Source organism: Proteus penneri, assembly GCF_022369495.1.
GTDB classification, from domain to species: Bacteria; Pseudomonadota; Gammaproteobacteria; order Enterobacterales; family Enterobacteriaceae; genus Proteus; species Proteus penneri.
The window spans coordinates 1,116,688-1,133,479 of the sequence record NZ_CP059690.1 but is presented as its reverse complement, the minus strand read 5'-3'; the positions used below and the strand labels follow the sequence as shown (position 1 = coordinate 1,133,479).

23 protein-coding genes are annotated in these 16,792 nt (G+C 38.9%); 7 read left to right on the top strand and 16 right to left on the bottom strand.

The genetic code is table 11. The features are described from left to right. Nucleotides 1–24: 24 nt before the first annotated feature. Nucleotides 25–363 carry an HNH endonuclease gene (locus H1225_RS05090; RefSeq protein WP_196533162.1) on the bottom strand — a complete coding sequence of 113 codons (339 nt, stop codon included), beginning with the start codon at nucleotides 361–363 and terminating at the stop codon, nucleotides 25–27. Between the two features lie 97 nt (nucleotides 364–460). Continuing rightward, nucleotides 461–973: a KilA-N domain-containing protein gene (locus tag H1225_RS05085; RefSeq protein ID WP_115065289.1), complete on the bottom strand. Its 513-nt coding sequence runs from the start codon at nucleotides 971–973 to the stop codon at nucleotides 461–463. A 433-nt stretch (nucleotides 974–1,406) separates the two neighbouring features. Here H1225_RS05085 and hchA point away from each other — a divergent pair, with 433 nt between their 5' ends. Then, a complete protein-coding gene (gene hchA, locus H1225_RS05080) occupies nucleotides 1,407–2,258 on the top strand; it encodes a glyoxalase III HchA (protein WP_115065288.1) in 852 nt (283 codons plus the stop codon). A 63-nt stretch (nucleotides 2,259–2,321) separates the two neighbouring features. On the opposite strand, the gene H1225_RS05075 is transcribed toward hchA, so the two are convergent. From H1225_RS05075 to H1225_RS05060, 4 genes are all read right to left on the bottom strand, one after another. Beyond that, nucleotides 2,322–2,774: a lysis system i-spanin subunit Rz gene (locus H1225_RS05075; RefSeq protein WP_161729873.1), complete on the bottom strand. Its 453-nt coding sequence runs from the start codon at nucleotides 2,772–2,774 to the stop codon at nucleotides 2,322–2,324. Beyond that, nucleotides 2,771–3,175: a structural protein gene (locus tag H1225_RS05070; RefSeq protein ID WP_161729874.1), complete on the bottom strand. Its 405-nt coding sequence runs from the start codon at nucleotides 3,173–3,175 to the stop codon at nucleotides 2,771–2,773. The genes H1225_RS05075 and H1225_RS05070 overlap by 4 nt, the downstream gene beginning before the upstream one ends. Beyond that, the gene (locus H1225_RS05065; RefSeq protein WP_161729875.1) at nucleotides 3,168–3,485 is read right to left on the bottom strand and encodes a phage holin, lambda family; all 318 of its coding nucleotides are present in this window, start codon (nucleotides 3,483–3,485) and stop codon (nucleotides 3,168–3,170) included. The genes H1225_RS05070 and H1225_RS05065 overlap by 8 nt, the downstream gene beginning before the upstream one ends. A 103-nt stretch (nucleotides 3,486–3,588) precedes the next feature. Next, nucleotides 3,589–4,011 (bottom strand): hypothetical protein, encoded by a 423-nt coding sequence (locus H1225_RS05060; protein WP_161729876.1) that lies wholly within the window; start codon nucleotides 4,009–4,011, stop codon nucleotides 3,589–3,591. 802 nt (nucleotides 4,012–4,813) lie between these two features. On the opposite strand from H1225_RS05060, the gene H1225_RS05055 reads away from it, so the two are divergent. Both H1225_RS05055 and H1225_RS05050 read left to right on the top strand, forming a co-directional pair. Beyond that, nucleotides 4,814–5,851 (top strand): SIR2 family protein, encoded by a 1,038-nt coding sequence (locus H1225_RS05055; RefSeq protein ID WP_072062651.1) that lies wholly within the window; start codon nucleotides 4,814–4,816, stop codon nucleotides 5,849–5,851. Further along, on the top strand, nucleotides 5,848–7,596 hold the full coding sequence (locus tag H1225_RS05050; RefSeq protein ID WP_072062652.1) for an ATP-binding protein: 1,749 nt from the start codon (nucleotides 5,848–5,850) through the stop codon (nucleotides 7,594–7,596). The genes H1225_RS05055 and H1225_RS05050 overlap by 4 nt, the downstream gene beginning before the upstream one ends. Before the next feature lie 304 nt (nucleotides 7,597–7,900). On the opposite strand, the gene H1225_RS05045 is transcribed toward H1225_RS05050, so the two are convergent. The 10 genes from H1225_RS05045 to H1225_RS05000 form a co-directional block, all read right to left on the bottom strand. Continuing rightward, complete coding sequence (locus H1225_RS05045) at nucleotides 7,901–8,359, bottom strand: Hsp20 family protein (protein WP_161671589.1); 459 nt, start codon at nucleotides 8,357–8,359, stop codon at nucleotides 7,901–7,903. Nucleotides 8,360–8,542: 183 nt separating this feature from the next. After that, the gene (gene ymcF / locus H1225_RS05040; protein WP_088495869.1) at nucleotides 8,543–8,707 is read right to left on the bottom strand and encodes a cold shock small protein YmcF; all 165 of its coding nucleotides are present in this window, start codon (nucleotides 8,705–8,707) and stop codon (nucleotides 8,543–8,545) included. Further along, entirely contained in the window at nucleotides 8,691–8,903 is a 213-nt protein-coding gene (cspE, locus tag H1225_RS05035; protein ID WP_004244726.1) for a transcription antiterminator/RNA stability regulator CspE, read from the bottom strand. The genes ymcF and cspE overlap by 17 nt, the downstream gene beginning before the upstream one ends. Before the next feature lie 340 nt (nucleotides 8,904–9,243). Beyond that, nucleotides 9,244–9,642: an antiterminator Q family protein gene (locus tag H1225_RS05030; RefSeq protein WP_049219743.1), complete on the bottom strand. Its 399-nt coding sequence runs from the start codon at nucleotides 9,640–9,642 to the stop codon at nucleotides 9,244–9,246. A gap of 27 nt (nucleotides 9,643–9,669) precedes the next feature. Further along, entirely contained in the window at nucleotides 9,670–10,695 is a 1,026-nt protein-coding gene (locus tag H1225_RS05025; protein ID WP_239739534.1) for a DUF968 domain-containing protein, read from the bottom strand. After that, nucleotides 10,692–11,498 (bottom strand): KilA-N domain-containing protein, encoded by an 807-nt coding sequence (locus H1225_RS05020; RefSeq protein WP_109847669.1) that lies wholly within the window; start codon nucleotides 11,496–11,498, stop codon nucleotides 10,692–10,694. The genes H1225_RS05025 and H1225_RS05020 overlap by 4 nt, the downstream gene beginning before the upstream one ends. A 21-nt stretch (nucleotides 11,499–11,519) precedes the next feature. Then, nucleotides 11,520–12,584 (bottom strand): helix-turn-helix domain-containing protein, encoded by a 1,065-nt coding sequence (locus tag H1225_RS05015; RefSeq protein ID WP_239739532.1) that lies wholly within the window; start codon nucleotides 12,582–12,584, stop codon nucleotides 11,520–11,522. Between the two features lie 8 nt (nucleotides 12,585–12,592). After that, nucleotides 12,593–12,772 carry a DUF4222 domain-containing protein gene (locus H1225_RS05010; protein WP_017628377.1) on the bottom strand — a complete coding sequence of 60 codons (180 nt, stop codon included), beginning with the start codon at nucleotides 12,770–12,772 and terminating at the stop codon, nucleotides 12,593–12,595. A gap of 261 nt (nucleotides 12,773–13,033) precedes the next feature. After that, entirely contained in the window at nucleotides 13,034–13,510 is a 477-nt protein-coding gene (locus H1225_RS05005; protein WP_161730034.1) for a YmfL family putative regulatory protein, read from the bottom strand. A gap of 37 nt (nucleotides 13,511–13,547) precedes the next feature. Beyond that, entirely contained in the window at nucleotides 13,548–13,754 is a 207-nt protein-coding gene (locus tag H1225_RS05000) for a Cro/CI family transcriptional regulator (protein ID WP_219515172.1), read from the bottom strand. Nucleotides 13,755–13,854: 100 nt separating this feature from the next. Between H1225_RS05000 and H1225_RS04995 the strand changes: the two genes are divergently transcribed. The 4 genes from H1225_RS04995 (at nucleotide 13,855) to H1225_RS04980 (ending at nucleotide 16,736) form a co-directional block, all read left to right on the top strand. Next, on the top strand, nucleotides 13,855–14,487 hold the full coding sequence (locus H1225_RS04995) for a LexA family protein (RefSeq protein WP_017628378.1): 633 nt from the start codon (nucleotides 13,855–13,857) through the stop codon (nucleotides 14,485–14,487). A gap of 279 nt (nucleotides 14,488–14,766) precedes the next feature. After that, nucleotides 14,767–15,291: an HD family hydrolase gene (locus H1225_RS04990; RefSeq protein ID WP_115065277.1), complete on the top strand. Its 525-nt coding sequence runs from the start codon at nucleotides 14,767–14,769 to the stop codon at nucleotides 15,289–15,291. 85 nt (nucleotides 15,292–15,376) lie between these two features. Beyond that, nucleotides 15,377–15,628, top strand: a complete 252-nt coding sequence (locus tag H1225_RS04985) for an excisionase (protein ID WP_017628380.1) — start codon at nucleotides 15,377–15,379, stop codon at nucleotides 15,626–15,628. After that, the gene (locus H1225_RS04980; RefSeq protein WP_239739530.1) at nucleotides 15,603–16,736 is read left to right on the top strand and encodes a site-specific integrase; all 1,134 of its coding nucleotides are present in this window, start codon (nucleotides 15,603–15,605) and stop codon (nucleotides 16,734–16,736) included. The genes H1225_RS04985 and H1225_RS04980 overlap by 26 nt, the downstream gene beginning before the upstream one ends. Nucleotides 16,737–16,792 lie beyond the last annotated feature (56 nt).

Below are 16,792 nucleotides of genomic sequence, written 5' to 3'. Positions count from 1 at the left end.
GCCCCCACCCTGTATTTCATGGTGTTATTGATGCCAATGAGAATTGGGATCGAGTGGAATGCCATCCGCATTACAGCCAATGACTTTGCCACTCTTTTCGATACGTTGTTTGGTTGAGTTATGATGCAATTCGCACAAGCTTTGGAAGTTCTTTGTGTCCCAGAATAAGGTTTGAGCTTTTGCAATACGTTCTTTATTGCCTGATTCAAGTGCTTCTTTAAGACGATGCGGAGTAATGTGGTCAACCACTGTGGCAGCAGTAATCCGTCCTTGCTCTTGGCACATGACGCAAAGTGGATGTTCATTGAGAAACGCTAATCGCACTTTAGCCCAGCGACCACCATAGACATTGCGTTTTTTCATGGTTTATCCCATTACAAATTTTCCCCAATAAAAAAGCCATTAGGGCCTATTCATCGTTAGATATTAATTAAATCAATATCCTCAATTTTAAGGAACGCTATTCAATACCAGGAATATAGATTTGAGCTTCTTTAAGAATTCGTTCCCTCGCTGTTAGTAGTAACTGCTTTCTACCACCAACTCCCCAATTAGCCATCGTTCTAGCACAGCTACTAACATTTTTGGTTTCGGTATTGATTACATGATCTAACTTGTTCAACTTAGCCATGATATCTAAACCTTTTCTCGTAGCATCCTTAAAGGTGTTGTAGACGAGAATTTCAAACTCAGGCTTTAGCCACGCTGCGTATCTAATAACAACTAGCTCTAATGCCCACACACCATGATTAAGCCCACCGTTAATGACTTTGACCGCAGTGCATTTTTGCATTGCGCTTAATTTTTCTACAAATGCCTTAACCTGCTTGCTTCTCAAAAATTGGCTGGGCTTTTGATTTTCTCTGGCTTCGCCGTTTGCCACGGCTGAGGCATGTAAATCATTTAGGTTATATCTTCCTTTGTCATCAACGCGAACAGATACACCATTAATACTTACTCTTGGATATTGCATAACGTATTACCTTCATTTGAAATGAACCCTCGTTCACATAGAAAATCAGCCCGTCGAAGCTCGCCAGCTATAACTGACTTCCTCGAAGGCTCATATCAAAGTGATTGGATTCGACGTTTGTGAATTGCTCTGTGAATGAGCGATGAAATGTGTATAAAAAAAGCCACCAGCGGTTAACTGATGGCTATCTATACGCCACTAAATAAATGACATTTGTAGAATTAAATATATTGATGTCTTTCCATCGTCACGCCTTTTCTTCTACCTAACGTTGGCATTGCTAGTAATATCAAACATCACAATAAAAATGGGAGTAATCAACGACTCTTACTTGTCCTTTCAGGATATTGACACCCATTATTGCCTTGATTAAAAATAGTTAATAGTTGCAAACATAGTAACCACAGACCCGAGTAACAATAAGGAATAGACTATGACCGTTCAATCAAATAAGAACCCACAGATTGATATGGCTGAAGATAATGCATTTTTCCCTTCAGAATATTCACTAAGTCAATATACCAATCCCGTTTCTGATCTTGATGGAGTGGACTATCCAAAACCGTATACTGGCAAGCAAAAAATTCTAGTGATTGCTGCTGACGAACGTTATTTACCAACAGACAATGGTAAATTATTTTCAACGGGTAACCATCCGATTGAAACCTTATTACCTTTGTACCATCTGCATGCTGCTGGTTTCGAATTCGAAGTCGCGACTATTTCGGGTTTGATGACAAAGTTTGAATACTGGGCTATGCCACGAAAAGATGAAAAAGTGATCTCATTTTTTGAACAACATAAATCTCAATTCCATAATCCCAAAAAATTGGCAGATATTGTCCAAAACCTAAATGCAAATAGTGAATATGCAGCAATATTTGTTCCCGGTGGTCATGGCGCTCTTATTGGCTTACCTGAAAGTAAAGATGTTGCTATCGCACTACAATGGGCAATCGAAAATGATCGCTTCGTTATCTCTCTTTGCCATGGTCCAGCTGCTTTTCTTGCGCTTCGCCATGGTAATAATCCGCTAAATGGATATTCGATTTGTGCATTCCCAGATTCAGCGGACAAACAAACACCAGATATAGGCTATATGCCAGGTCATCTAACTTGGTACTTCGGTGAAGAACTGAAAAAAATGGGAATGAATATCGTCAATGATGATATTACTGGCCGAGTACATAAAGATCGTAAGCTTTTAACCGGCGACAGCCCTTTTGCAGCTAATGCACTAGGTAAGCTTGCTGCACAAGAAATGCTAACAGCTTATGCAAATTAATGCCTAATACTTGACTTTACATATTAATTTAATTAGCCCTAGCACTCGCTATGCAGGGCTTTTTTATTTCGCACACTCTTGTCTTACATAATCCTGCAATCCTCTAATTATTTTTTCTGATTCTGCAATTCGCTCTCTGAGTAACCAATAATTTCGGATAGTGGTGTCAGTAGGTCTGGCGGTGGTTGCATAAGCCAAGCTGGTGGAGGGAGTGGTTGTGACTTTGGGACACTCGGCTTTGATGTACACCCGCTCAGGATGATGCTCACTAATATCACGCAAGCGACTAATTTCATTCTTTGCATTAACAAGCTCCTGTGTGTGTCTTGTATCAAGTTGATTTAGTCGCTCTATGCGCTCTTTATAATCGCCATTAATATTAATTTGCTCTGATAAATTCTTGCTGAGTAATTCATTTTCATTACTCAGCTTTTTTATTTTTGCATTTGATAAACTTAATGCCATTAATAGAGCACTTAAAAGTAGGAGAAAAAACCATGGGATATATTTACTCATAACAACAACCATGCATCTTCAAAGACTTTCTGACTGTATGGTTGATACCCAAGCTCAACACCTACAATCGCCGTAGCTAATGCAATAGCAACCGGTTTAGATGAAACGTTAATAGGTTCATTTACGCTAACACCAATATCTTTAGCTGCTCGATTAATGTAGCTAACTGTGTTGTTTTCATTCGGTGGCGCATACCGGTCGATAATCGACTCGACGGTGTTGAGTTCGTATTTCTTCTGATATGTCTCAAGTAATTTATAGATTGCCCGAATACCATATTCAGGTGATACAAATTGACAAAAATCTTTGTCTGTTTGCTGTGCGGATAGCCCTTGCCATTTTGAACCATGTCGAATATTGCCGGGATTATTATTACGCTCACCGCGTGCGGGTCTAGTCATTATTCAATCCTGCCTTACCTTTAATGAGCTTACTCAACCCATCAACGCCCACATACCCAATGAATACACTCGCCAGATACGCAAAATCTTGATTGAGACCCAGTAGTGTTAATAGGTCTTTTACAAACCATGCAAACAATGCACACATAGCACCATCGAATAATGTTTTCGTCCAACCACCGCCATTATACTTTCCACGAAGGATCGCCATGCCGGTCGCAAGTGATGCGCTGATTCCTTGCTCCTTATGAGCAACAATAACTTGGAATACCTGATCCCAAAATTCAGGGCTTTCTTTCATATGATTCATACTCACCCCCTTTTATTGGAGGAATTAGTTAATAGATAGAATGATGATACGGAGTGCCCGTTGATAATTAGAGTGAGAATATTAAAAATGAAACGATAAAAAATTAGGTGGGTATTGATACCTTAAGTGCTTTTAATAAGCCTTCAGGCAACTGCTCTTCAAGTGACGCATTAGAAACAATCACGAGGCCATGCATAGATATCCATGTATTCGTTTGTTGTAAGTGTCCTTGAATAAATTGCTTCGCTTTCTCTAACAAATAAATACAGCTCTCTTGTGTGTTTTTACGCCAATAGGATTCAATCGCCACCAGCAATGGATCACCTGCATCATTAATCTTTTGTGTGCCGATTCGATATTGTTTTTTACCTGCGGGAGATGTTGTACAAATTAATTGTGTCAGTTGTTGAGTTTCACCATCAGCCGTATGGATATTCGCCGTTAAAATGACGGAGGTATTCTTTTCACTGTCTGTTTCTGATGCATAGTGAAGACTAAACTGTAATTCGCTTATCTCTTTTGACATAACATTTACCGATTTATTTTAGTTAATAAGGTGCCGACTCACAGCTCTTGTGTGAACGGTATAAGTGGGTGTTGATTCTGTGGTCGGAGTAGACGGAAAGGCTACAAAGTAACCTTATTTAATTTAGGGTTGAATATATTAATGAGAATAATTATCATTACATATGTATCAAATTGACAGGTCTGATACGAATTAGTACGACATGACTTACATTGCTTCTTGCGTTTATTTTATATGCCGATATGACTCCTAGCGTATCGGCATTTTTTTATTGTGTGTTGGGTTATCTTTTCATACTGGTAATTTAGATCCATCTGTTTAGATTCGGTCTAACACAACAATGATTCAAGTCTATAACTCATTACTTCTCATGACTGTATCTGTTGATATTGATGGTAGCGATACTCTGAATAAAGCTCTGGAAAAGAAGTTCGGAAAGAATGCAAAGATCGTGGCTAACCTGTTCACCGATTCTGAAAAGACAAAGCATACCTTCACCTTCCATCTGGGGAAAGGGACCGATTTATTTTCGACGGATGGTAGTCTCCAGCACGATTGACTCTTGGCGAAATAAATAAAACCAGACTACAAAACAGATCCTAAATTGAGCAAGGACTATAAATCAACGTTGTGATAGGGATATAAGAACTTTCTTTTTCAAAAGGTTAAAATATTCCTACATCTTGTTATTGATTCTTTGTTAATAGAATTTTGTATTTTCGCAGGCTAACGCTTCTAAGGTTTATTTATGCTTGTGAACTGCTTCCCCACGAATTAAGTTCTGTATCTACGGAGAAAGCAAGTGGAACTAAATGATTTAAAAAAACGACTTCAACAACATCTGGCTGATGGCCTAGTTCTAATTATTGGTTCAGGGTTATCTTGTGCAGAAGGGATCCCTGGGATGGGAAAACTCGGGGAGCATCTGCTCTCTCATGTCCCTGATAATCTTTCTCCTGATGACCTAAAACTATGGAATGAGATCAACCCCTCAATCGGAACTGATGGTTTAGAAGCAGCCTTACTTAAACGAGCCCCGACACCATCCCTCGAAGCGATCATTGTCAAATCTACTGGGAAATACATTTCAGCAGCCGAAGCCATTATTATCTCGGAAGTGTTTAAAAATGAGAGAACTCTTCGACTTACAACGTTACTTCCTCATTTATTAAAACCAGATAAAGGCATACCTATTGTAACAACTAACTATGACCGCTTAGTTGAGCTTGCCTGTGAAGAAGCTGGCTTAGGAGTTGATACTATGTTCAACGGGCATTTTGCTGCTCGGCTAGAACCTCTTAATAGCCATTGGCTTTTTTGCCGTGGGGCAAAACTTGTTGGTAAGCATGTGCGATATAAATTCACACCAAAAGTGAACGTTTTCAAACCGCATGGCAGCTTAGACTGGTATCACCGTAAAGGTAACCCTGTGCGATATACCGGAGATCTCCCTCTTCCTCGTCTAATCATTACACCTGGCTTGAATAAGTTCAGGAGCGGCTACGATAGTCCCTTTGACAAACACAGGGAAAAAGCTAATGATGCAATCGATAAAGCCAGCCGGTTCTTGATCATAGGCTATGGATTCAATGATGATCATTTGGAAACACACCTAACCCCTCGTATTCGGTCAGGAGTAAGAACTGTAATTTTGACCCGTACACTTTCCGAAAAAGCTAAAGAAATAGCTAAGTTAAACAAGAATGTAATTGCAGCAGAGTTCCATAACGACGCAGGAACTGATGGTACGCACTTCATCATCGATGGAAATGAAATATTTTACCCTGATATTGATTACTGGGATCTTAAAGGATTCGTAGAAGGAGTTTTATCCGTATGACTAGTCCTGTTCTTATATTTACAGAAAATGAACAAATAGGCCGTGTAGCTGGGGTAGATACCAGCCGTGTGGCTATTGATGTCACCAACTCCGAAATGCTGACACGTGTTGGAATTGGGCAGTTAATAGCAATCAAGGGGGCTACACAGGCCGAATTCCTGATTGGAATGACAGATCGAGTAACTCGGTCATTACGAGAAGAATTACCTGATCCAGAAGAGGATGAGTCTGGAATGCTAACCATATCACCGTCTGACTATATGCAGGCCTTTGTCATCGGTACTTATAGGACTGTTGATGGAGATAAAACTGATATATTCAAACGAGGAGCCGATAGTTTTCCACAGATCGATCGTGAATGCTTTGTGATAGAAGGAGTTAATCTTCAGCGTTTTATGGGCATACTTGGTGCTGGTTTACCCGACGAAGAACGCCTTAAACTTGGTACTTTCGTGGCAGATCGAAGTGCTGAGGCGATTGCTAGTGGGGATAGATTTTTCCAGAGGCATGCGGCCATCCTAGGAAGTACTGGTTCCGGTAAGAGTTGGGCTGTTGCTCTAATATTAGAGCGGGCTGCTAAGCTTAAATATCCTAATATTGTCGTCTTCGATATGCATGGTGAGTACGCCACACTGGCTGATAAAGCCAAAGGAGGCTATGCACAACGATTCCGCATCGCGGGACCAGGAGACCTTACTGCACCTCAAGATGATGCACTATTTCTGCCATATTGGTTACTAAATCGAGATGAAATGTTGTCGATGATTCTTGACCGTAGCGATCAAAATGCACCAAACCAAGCCTCTCGCTTCACTCTTCATGTTCGGGATCTCAAAGGCAAAACTCTGGATTCATCTGGTAAGCTAAAAGTCAAAGAGACATTTACTGTAGACTCACCAATACCTTACGCTATTTCTGATTTAGTTGATCGTTTAACTAAGGATAATATAACGAAAGGTATCGGTAAAACTGGACAGCCTGTAAAAGGGGATTGGGAAGACAAACTGACACGTTTTCTTTCAAGGCTGGAAGCAAAGCTTGATGATCGCCGATATGGTTTTATGTTTTCACCTCCACCTGAAGCTCTAGATTACGGATGGCTTGCTAAACAAATTATAAAACTACTTCGCGCTGATTCTGGTAACGGTATTAAAATTATTGATTTTTCTGAGGTTCCTGCTGATGTCCTGCCAGTAGTGACAGGAACTTTAGCCCGTCTACTCTATGATATTCAATTCTGGATGAGCGCAGATTCTCGAACGCCAATCACCTTACTTTGTGATGAAGCACATCTTTATCTTCCTGTAAAAGATGACGCAGATTCAGTTCAAAGGCAGGCACTATGGTCCTTTGAACGCATTGCAAAAGAGGGTCGTAAATATGGTTTCTCATTATTAGTCGTAAGTCAGAGGCCGTCAGATGTAAGCCGGACTATCCTTTCCCAATGTAACAACTTCTTAGCTCTCAGGTTAACAAATGATAGCGATCAAAATGTCATCAAGAGGTTGGTACCTGATTCCCTCACAGGTCTAACCGCTATGCTTCCACTTTTAGATACAGGTGAGGCCTTGTTACTCGGAGACGCAGTTCTTCTACCAACACGTATTAAACTTGATCAACCGCAGGTAAAACCTGACAGTGCCACTCGGGATTTCTGGAAAGAATGGGGTTCTCTTAATCCTGATCTAGATTTATTAGAAATGGCTGTTGAATGTTTAAGAAGCCAATCAAGAATTAATAAATAATACAGTACTCGACGAGAATAAAAATTCGTCGAGTATTTTTTAAGGTATATTTATTTGGTTCGAGAAGCACTTTAATTGTCAAAAGTAAATCTGGTAGACCTATCTATGTATCTCGGAAAAACGAACTATTCACTTTAACAGATATACCAATCTCCGCTCCTCGCTCAAATCAGACTGTAATTTCTAATAATATTCTACCTATGAGCCCCAAGTCTGAGCTAATACAATTTAGAACCTCTGACAAAAAAATTAAGGCTACACATTATGCGTAGCCTTAATATCTTATTCACGTTATCTAACTCAATTAGCTTTTATCTTTATTTTCTATCGCTATTGTTTGCCGTTTCTCTTCTTCCGGTAACTCATACTCAATAGCAATAGTCAGAAGTCCACTTGATAAATCAGCTTTGTCTATTTTAACATTCTTACCTAGGTCAAACTGCAATGTAAATTGCCCTTGAGATATGCCTCGGTGGATCCATTTATCATTGTCTTCTTCTGATTTTTCTTCTTTTTTCCCTTCAATCAATAAACGGCTTCCTTTCAATGAAACCGATAAGTCATCTTCTTGATATCCAGGCACACTCACTGTCAGTTCATAATGGTTATCATCAATCTGTTTCAGGTTATAAGTCTGTACAGGTGATGCAATGGGCTTACTGCCTGTTAACTGACTAAACAGGCGATCTATCTGATCAAAACGATTTGAAAGTAAGTTGTCAGATAATGTTGGGAATAATGAAAAAGGTTTAATGTTAGGCATATAACTCCTCCTTCAGTATTTAGTGAATTATGGGTGGTATCTTATTTACCCAAAATATAAATATGAACGAGCAAAAATTTTTCAAGCCCTAAAACCTAAATTTTTTATCTTTAATTAATATGGGATTGTAGATAGCAAAAAACCCCGCCGAAGCGAGGTTTTGTATATTCAACTATTTAATGCTCAACTCATTTGAGCTGTCATCACACTTTTGCAAAAGATACATTTTGCACCGTGTGGATTGTTCACTGTGACATCAAATTGTGATGTCCTATATTGTGAACTGCTACAACAAGGGCATTTAAAATAGAGGCGAATAGTAATAGCGCCTTTAGAGAGCCACCACATTGCCTGCTGCTGGGCCTTTCATACCATTTTCCATGGTGAATGAAACTTGTTGGCCTTCAGCTAATGTTTTGAAGCTATCACTTTGGATTGCAGAGAAATGTACGAAGACATCTTTGCTACCATCAGCTGGAGTAATAAAACCAAAACCTTTACCTTCATCGAACCATTTTACTGTGCCAGTCATTGTATTAGACATAGAATTTCCTTTAATTTATTTAATTTGCCATAAGGCATATGCGGTTTGTTTTGTATTTTTACTTATGGGAATTAATTAGAAGGAATTCACAATGAAGAGGTATCGAGGATAACGCTAAACGGGAACAACTTTAAACTTACTAACATAAATAGGTCTGTACTTCCAAACCAGTGACGCTATTAAGCCATAGAAAAATGCAGATAGCAAACTTTATTTTTTAGCGGTAAATCAGCTTAAGTAGACCTATAAAAAACATAACCCCGCTACACTCACGAGGTTTTTAATAGATAACTCATGTAATATCAAAACCATCATCAACACAATATATTGTGTTTTGTAATTACGCAAGACTGTAAATGTGGTGTTTTCTAATTATTTTATCCATATCTAATTTTACGTTATCAACCGATAGACATCCCTCAATAAAACCTTCCGCTGTCTGCAATCGCTTAGCCACTTCATTATGAGAAATACCGAGTTTTGAAGCCATTGAACGCAAAGGATAATTCTTCACATAGTACATAATAACCAACTGAAATAAGTAACTATTATTTACCTTTAAATGTAATACCGCTTTATTTATTTTTAAGCCATCATCATCAGAACATTGCTCTCGGCTTCGTCTTGAACTTGGAATTAATCCTTTAAAACCTGCGGCGATTGATGAGTAATCGATACTATTTCCCTCATTAGCTGACCACGCTCCCCAACGCGATAAAACTTCCTGCATATCTCTCATACTAATACTCCCCGTGCCGTATACACGTTAAACCAATGCCCCCATTCCTAATGAACGGTTTAAAAAAGAAAATAACAATTCGATTTGGTTACCATAAGTGGCTTCCCACAATTTTGGATCTCGATGCAACTCATCATGGTGTTGCCGACATAATGGAATAGTGAATAAGTCATGAGCTTTCGTTCCCATGCCTCCCATACCATGGCCGATGATATGATGTGGATCATCAGCTTGTTGTCCGCAAACACAACATGGCTGTGTTTTTACCCATTGAAGCCATTGGGGATTCTCCCAACGGCGCATTTTAGGTTTAAGAAGAAATGAGGCTGGAGGTTCAGGATCGACAGTCACATTAATAACGGGTTTTATGGCATCTAAACGCGCATTCATTGCTGATAGTGCTGTCACTTCATTTGGAACAATATCAGCTTCAGGAAAACCGCCATGCACCCTACGCTCTTTAGTTTTATCAGGCCAATTTAGAATACGGCGCAATATAGCATCAGGTAATTTATCAACCAGTTTATGCATCACAGCAAAAGCAAAAAAATCAGGTATCGTCAGCGAATGGCTATCATCTAATCTCAAACGACTGCGAATAGTGTCTATCATCCAAGCAATACGATTTTTATACGCTAATTCAGCAACCCACCCCGCCGATGAATTGCGAATATGATTATCATGATACCAACAAGTCCGTATCACACCGTCTTTATGCCATGTGGTTGTTAATTCATGATGATGATAACTGTCATGCTCATCGTTGATCTGGCAGCAATGGATATTTCTGCATACCCACATATTCATCGATGCCAGCTCGCCCATAGCTTGGATCACTTTTTCATTATTCAAAAAGCCAATAATGTCCTTGTTATTCAATAATGGTTGTTCATTCCCTGTTAATGCACCAGAAGGCCATTTATCTAAACTCTTTGGTACATCACTAATAATCACACGAGAATGTTGCTTTAGTTGCTCAAGCAACTCCGCTTCAGGCTTCAATAAAACGACACCAAGATCAGGCTGAATATAGGGTGTTAATAATAATTTCATACACTCACCTGTTTATTCAGCATCACCATACGGATCAATTCATCCGTTTTACTTTCAAAGAAATGGGGTTGAGTTTCACGAGGATTATTAGGGCTGGTCATGTTCTTCCCAAACTGACAACCTCGAGCAGTCACAGACCAGAACTCTTTCACTTTGTTTGCGGTTTTCGTACTTGGACGAGATAAACGTTCAACAATGCCAAGATCGGCTAATCGTTTATAAGCTTGTTGCGCTGAAATAGGTAATTGGTGTTTTCTAATCAGTGTTGATAAAGCTACTGTTGGACGACTTGAACCATCCATTGAACCAATTGGTGCATCAATCGCATACACAGGGGCTAATTCGGGTAAGCCTGCCATGACTTGTAATTTTTGATACGCCCCTAATTTTGAAGAGTTTGAGAAATTCAGGCTCTTGGCCATCGATTCAAGCAATATGACTCCAGCTTGAACTTTATCGGCTAACTTTTCGTCGTGTTGCTGTGTTATCAATGCATCAAAAGTACGGATCACTTTTAAATGAAATGAAGGACTTATCCACATTGCATAGGCATACACTAATTCTTTGCAAACATACGTTCCTTGGTTAAGCCCACCAACAATGGTCACAATGGGAACCGCTCCTGTGATCTCAGGAGCGGTTGAAATTTCATCAACCAACTCTTTAGTTTGAGTCAAAGCACTCCAATTCGACGGTTGATGCCGTTTTTCACCACCTGAGACTCGATGAAGGTCATTTAAACAATAACGCCCTGCGGTATCTCGACGAATTTGAACACCATCAATAACAATTAGTCCATTCATGTTATTTTTCTCCACTCTCGTTTATAGCAAAACTTCCTGAGCAACTTGTTCTGCGACTTGTTGCCAAATACCTCGCCACGCAGCTAAACCTGCAACCTCATTCATTCGGCCTAGACCATTTTTCTTAGCCTGAATAGCGGCTAATTCTTGGATTTTATTTTTAGGTTTCCAACCTGTACCCCAGATGAGCCGGAATGTTTCATCACGTTCTACGGAGTCGATGGTGATTTTTTTCTTACCCGCCAAACGTAAGGTTAAATCATCCCATTGAGCCCTGAGTGTACGAGGACACTGAACATTCTTTTTCCAAAAATCATCTTGCGTAATTCGTTTATAGAACTGGCAAATTTCTTTGTGAGTATGCCCATCAATCGTTGTCATCAAGCGAATATCATTAGCCCAATCAGTAAAATTGGGCTCTTTAGGTGCTTTTAATCCCATCTCTTGAAACACTTCGCATTTACGGCTGAATAGCCATTTAGCGCACTTCAAATCGTCAGCGGTGCCCCATTTTTGAAAGTTGGCGCTATAAATAACCGCCTCTGGATAACGTGTTAAAAAATCCATTTTCGGCTGGTCGCTGAATGCGTCAGAATTCTGCGACGAAGAATGATTTATTAATGGATCATATTTTGAAGTTACTGATGGATCGCCCTCAGGAGCTGGCGGGTCAAAATCCCTATTTTTGCTCGATTTTGAGGGAACAGAATTTGATGCAACAAATTTTGATGGGTCAACTCCTGATGCATCAGATTTTGACGCGTCAGATTTTATTGGTTGAGAAAGTGCTTTCTTTGCTGATTGGTATAGTTTCTCTACATTCAGCTGATAGATATTGCTTGCGTTGCGATTGCCTTTTCTACGCTTTTCGCTGGTTAACCACCCTTCTTTTTCCAACTGTTTTATTGCTGTGCGCACCGTGCTTTCACCCGCACCAATTTGACGAGCAATTGTCACAACAGAAGGCCAACAAATGCCTTCATCATTAGAAAAATCAGCTAATCTTGCCATGATAGCGACTGATGTGAGTTTTAAACCTGCATGGGCGCAACCATCCCAAACATAACTAGATAATTTAACACTCATAAGAGGCCTCACTTAACTCGGGTATATCTCTCTTTAAATCTTTGAACCGGCTCGCATTGTTCGTATTCACAACCATCAATCATAAAAATAACGCGCTGTTTTTCTCGATCATAACGAATGACATGAACAAGGAGCCCTCGAGGGTTTCTGTAATAGCGATCAAGACGATTGGGATCTTCATTTCGCATTGCATTTTCCTCCACTCAAGAAATAGAAATCAGCCCATGACTTTTTCAGTGTCCTCTTATCTACCAAATCGATATTTTTTCGGTAGTTGTGTGATCGATTGTCACTCGGTATGCTTTCTACATAGCGAAATGTTCCCTCTTTAGTTAAGGGTAAACAGCGAAATTGCTTTTTAGGTATTAAATACGCTAATCTACTCATGCTTATTTCTCTTCACATCATTGAAATTGGCAACCGAAGCCAGAGGCCGTATACCTTTGGCTTCACCCTCTCTTAGCCGCTTCCTGTTTTTCACCGTATAACATTTTCAGTGAATCCAAGAACCCAATTGCATATGCAAAAACTTTCCCTGCTTTTCGATAAATACGCCCTATTTCTTCATCCGTTAAAACACCATCAACAAGGCTTTCTTGAATTAAAACAGCGAGTGATCCTTGCATAGCAGCCAATGTCATTCGCATATCAAATAGCTCTACTTGATCTATCTTTTCTGCTTCTATTTTTGGTAGTGCACTCATGCCATGACGATCTAGGTGATATTCCACCAGCAACTTAGTGCCCGAAATGTCTTCCATGGCTTCCTGTTCATCAATATCAAAGAAACGACAGCCATTTTTTTCGTATAACTTGTTATTAAACGTCTCGAGTGACATACCTAGAGCCCCTGCCATAGCAGAACGTCCACCCGGCAGTGCTTTGCACATTTCTTTAATAACTTCTTTAATTGAATGTTTGCTCATATCTACCTGCTCTATCTTTTATTGGTAGTTAATTGCCTTATGCTGTTTTGATATTTTTTCTATAAAGTTCAGGGTTATATTTAAGTTTTCCCTCAGTTAGTAAGTCAGCCTCAATTGCTCGATTTTTAGGTATTAATTGACCTGGTCTTTTCTTCCATTGATAAAAGGCTTCTGGCGTAATTTTAAAAAAACTAGCGACTTTGCTAGCATCACCAAAGTAAACTTCAACTTCATTAGTTGTCATAAGCACCTCCAATATAAGTTTTATTAGATATTAAAATATAAGTTTTCTTTTATCAATAAAAACTAAGATAACTTAGTTAAAAACTAACCTCGGAATGAAAATGGATACTGTTGGAAGCAGAATAAAAAAGCTTCGTAAGACAACCAAGACGACACAAAATGAACTAGGGAAATACTGTGGCGTATCGGGTGTTGCGGTTGGCTATTGGGAAAAAGATCTTAATTTGCCAAATGGTGATGCTCTAATAAAGCTTGCTCAATTTTTTAATACAACTGAGTCTTACATCCTTTACGGCATATCATCGAAGGAAAATATTTCTGTGATTACAACAATGAGAAAACTTCCCGTTTTGTCATATGTACAAGCAGGTAAATTCACTGAATACCTAGCAACAGAGATTTATGATGAAACGTTGGAATATCTAGAAACTTCTTTAAAGGTATCACCTTCAAGCTTTGCCCTTACAGTAAGAGGTGATTCGATGACTAATCCTTCGGGTATGCCTTCTATTCCAGAAGGTGCGAAAGTTATTGTTGATCCAGCAGCAGAGGCAATTAGTGGCAAAATTGTAGTCGCTCGCCTTACAGGAAGTGACGAGGTAACAATAAAAAAATTAATTATTGATGGCCCTAATAAATACCTATCTCCACTCAATCCCCGCTATCCAAACATCCCGATCAATGGCAATTGTGAAATTGTTGGTGTTGTAAAGGGTGTTCAGTACGAATTGTAATCTCACCATCACACAAATCTAAATTTACTTAGATTTGTGTTGACATAAAATATAAGTTTCATTAGATTTAATTCTAATAAAACTTAGTATTAGATGAAGAATCTTTCACACTTCATAGAAAACAGCAGAAACCGCCACAACTTGAGGTAGGTAACAACCAAGTTCAATAATTGAAACATAAAAAATAAGTCTTTATTTACCATTAACCAACATCAGGGAAACTTAATCTCGATTAATTCGAGAGGAATTCTTATTACCTAAAATTGTGTGGAGAGAATAATGTCTTATATTGCAACAGCAACAAATAAGCACTTCTATTACCTCGATGTACGGATCGAGGATATAGATATTCAAGACATTGCTACGGGTTTAGCTAATGAATGTCGCTTTAATGGGCAGATTGATAATTTCTATTCTGTTGCTCAACACTCAGTATATGTCAGCTATTTAGTTGCTCCTGAATATGCTTTAGAAGCCTTACTTCATGATGCCAGTGAAGCCTATGTAAAAGACCTGCCATCGCCGCTTAAAAAGCTATTACCTGAATATAAGGAGATAGAAAAAAGAATTGATGCTGTTATTCGTCAAAAATATAACTTGCCACCCGTTATATCGGACTCCGTTCATTTAGCCGATTTAATGATGTTAGCAACTGAAAAACGAGATTTAGAAATTGATGTGGGTAGTAATTGGCTAATGCTTGAAGGTATTCCTACAAGTGATTTTATTGTTAATCCATTAACCCCACTACAAGCCAAAGTTTTATTTTTACGTAGATTTAATGAATTAAGTAAAAGGAGCTAAATAAACAGTTCTAAAAAGTTTAAATAAATACCACCAGCATAATTAACGTCTATTTAAACTGTATACGGCAGTATGGAGAGAAAATATGTCAAGAATGGTGACTCTTGAAGCGTGGGCAAGGTTGGAATTTGGAGATGCCTCTCCTTGCATGACGGTATTACAAAAATACGCAAAGAATAACCTTATTGCACCACCTGCAATGAAAGTTGGCCGCAAGTGGATGGTTGATAGAGAAGCTCGTTATGTGGGCTATCTGTCTCTCCCTCAAATTCCTACTAAATCAACGGAACGACTTAAGAGGATAATTACAGATGGCTGCCCGACCACGAACCCATAAAATTATCATCCCTAATCTATATCGAAAGCTAGATAAACGTAACGGCAAAATTTATTGGCAATATAAACATCCCATTACCGATAAATTTCATAGCTTAGGTACCGACGAACAAGAAGCGAGAGAAACAGCCATTCAGGCCAATACAATTATTGCTGAACAACATACTCGACAGTTATTAAGTATTAATGAACGGTTATCAAAAATTAAGACAAATAAGTCTGAAATATCTGTCGATATATGGATGGATAAATATTTAGATATTCAAAAAGAAAGATTAGATATCGGTGAATTAAAAATTAATTCTTATCGACAAAAAATGAAACCTATTAATTTATTCCGTCAGTATTGTGGTACGAAAATATTAAAAGAGATAACCGCTTTAGATATCGCTGAAATAATAGATTCCATCAAAGTATTAGGACATTCAAGAATGGCGCAGGTCGTTCGCATGGTGCTTATTGATGTATTTAAAGAAGCTCAACATGCTGGCTATGTTCCGCCTGGTTACAATCCTGCGAAAGCAACTAAACAACCACGGAATAGAGTGAAAAGAGAACGCATGACATTGGAAGAATGGCGGACTATTTACCAGCAAGCTAAAAATCACCCTCCTTATCTGCAATGTGGAATGTTATTGGCCTTAACCACAGGTCAGCGGATCGGTGATATCTGTAAAATGAAATTTTCTGATATTTGGGATGACATGTTACATATACAGCAAGAGAAAACAGGCAGTAAGTTGGCCATCCCTCTCTCGCTAAAATGTGAAGCTATCAATCTCTCCTTAAGGGATGTCGTTGCTCAATGTCGTGACGCGGTTGTGAGTAAATATCTCGTGCATTATCGGCATACCACCGCACAAGCGAAACGAGGCGAACAAGTCACACCAAATACATTAACCACAACGTTTAAAAAAGCGCGAGATAAATGTGGGTTAACTTGGGAAAAAGGTACGGCACCTACTTTCCATGAACAACGTTCTTTATCCGAGCGACTTTATCGTGAACAAGGAATTAATACACAAAAATTATTGGGGCATAAAACACAAAATATGACTGATAAATACCACGACGATAGAGGAAAAGAATGGCAAATTATTGCTGTTTAATTGAACAGTTTTGGGGAAGAGTTTTGGGGATATTTTGGGGAAGAATTTTATAGTAC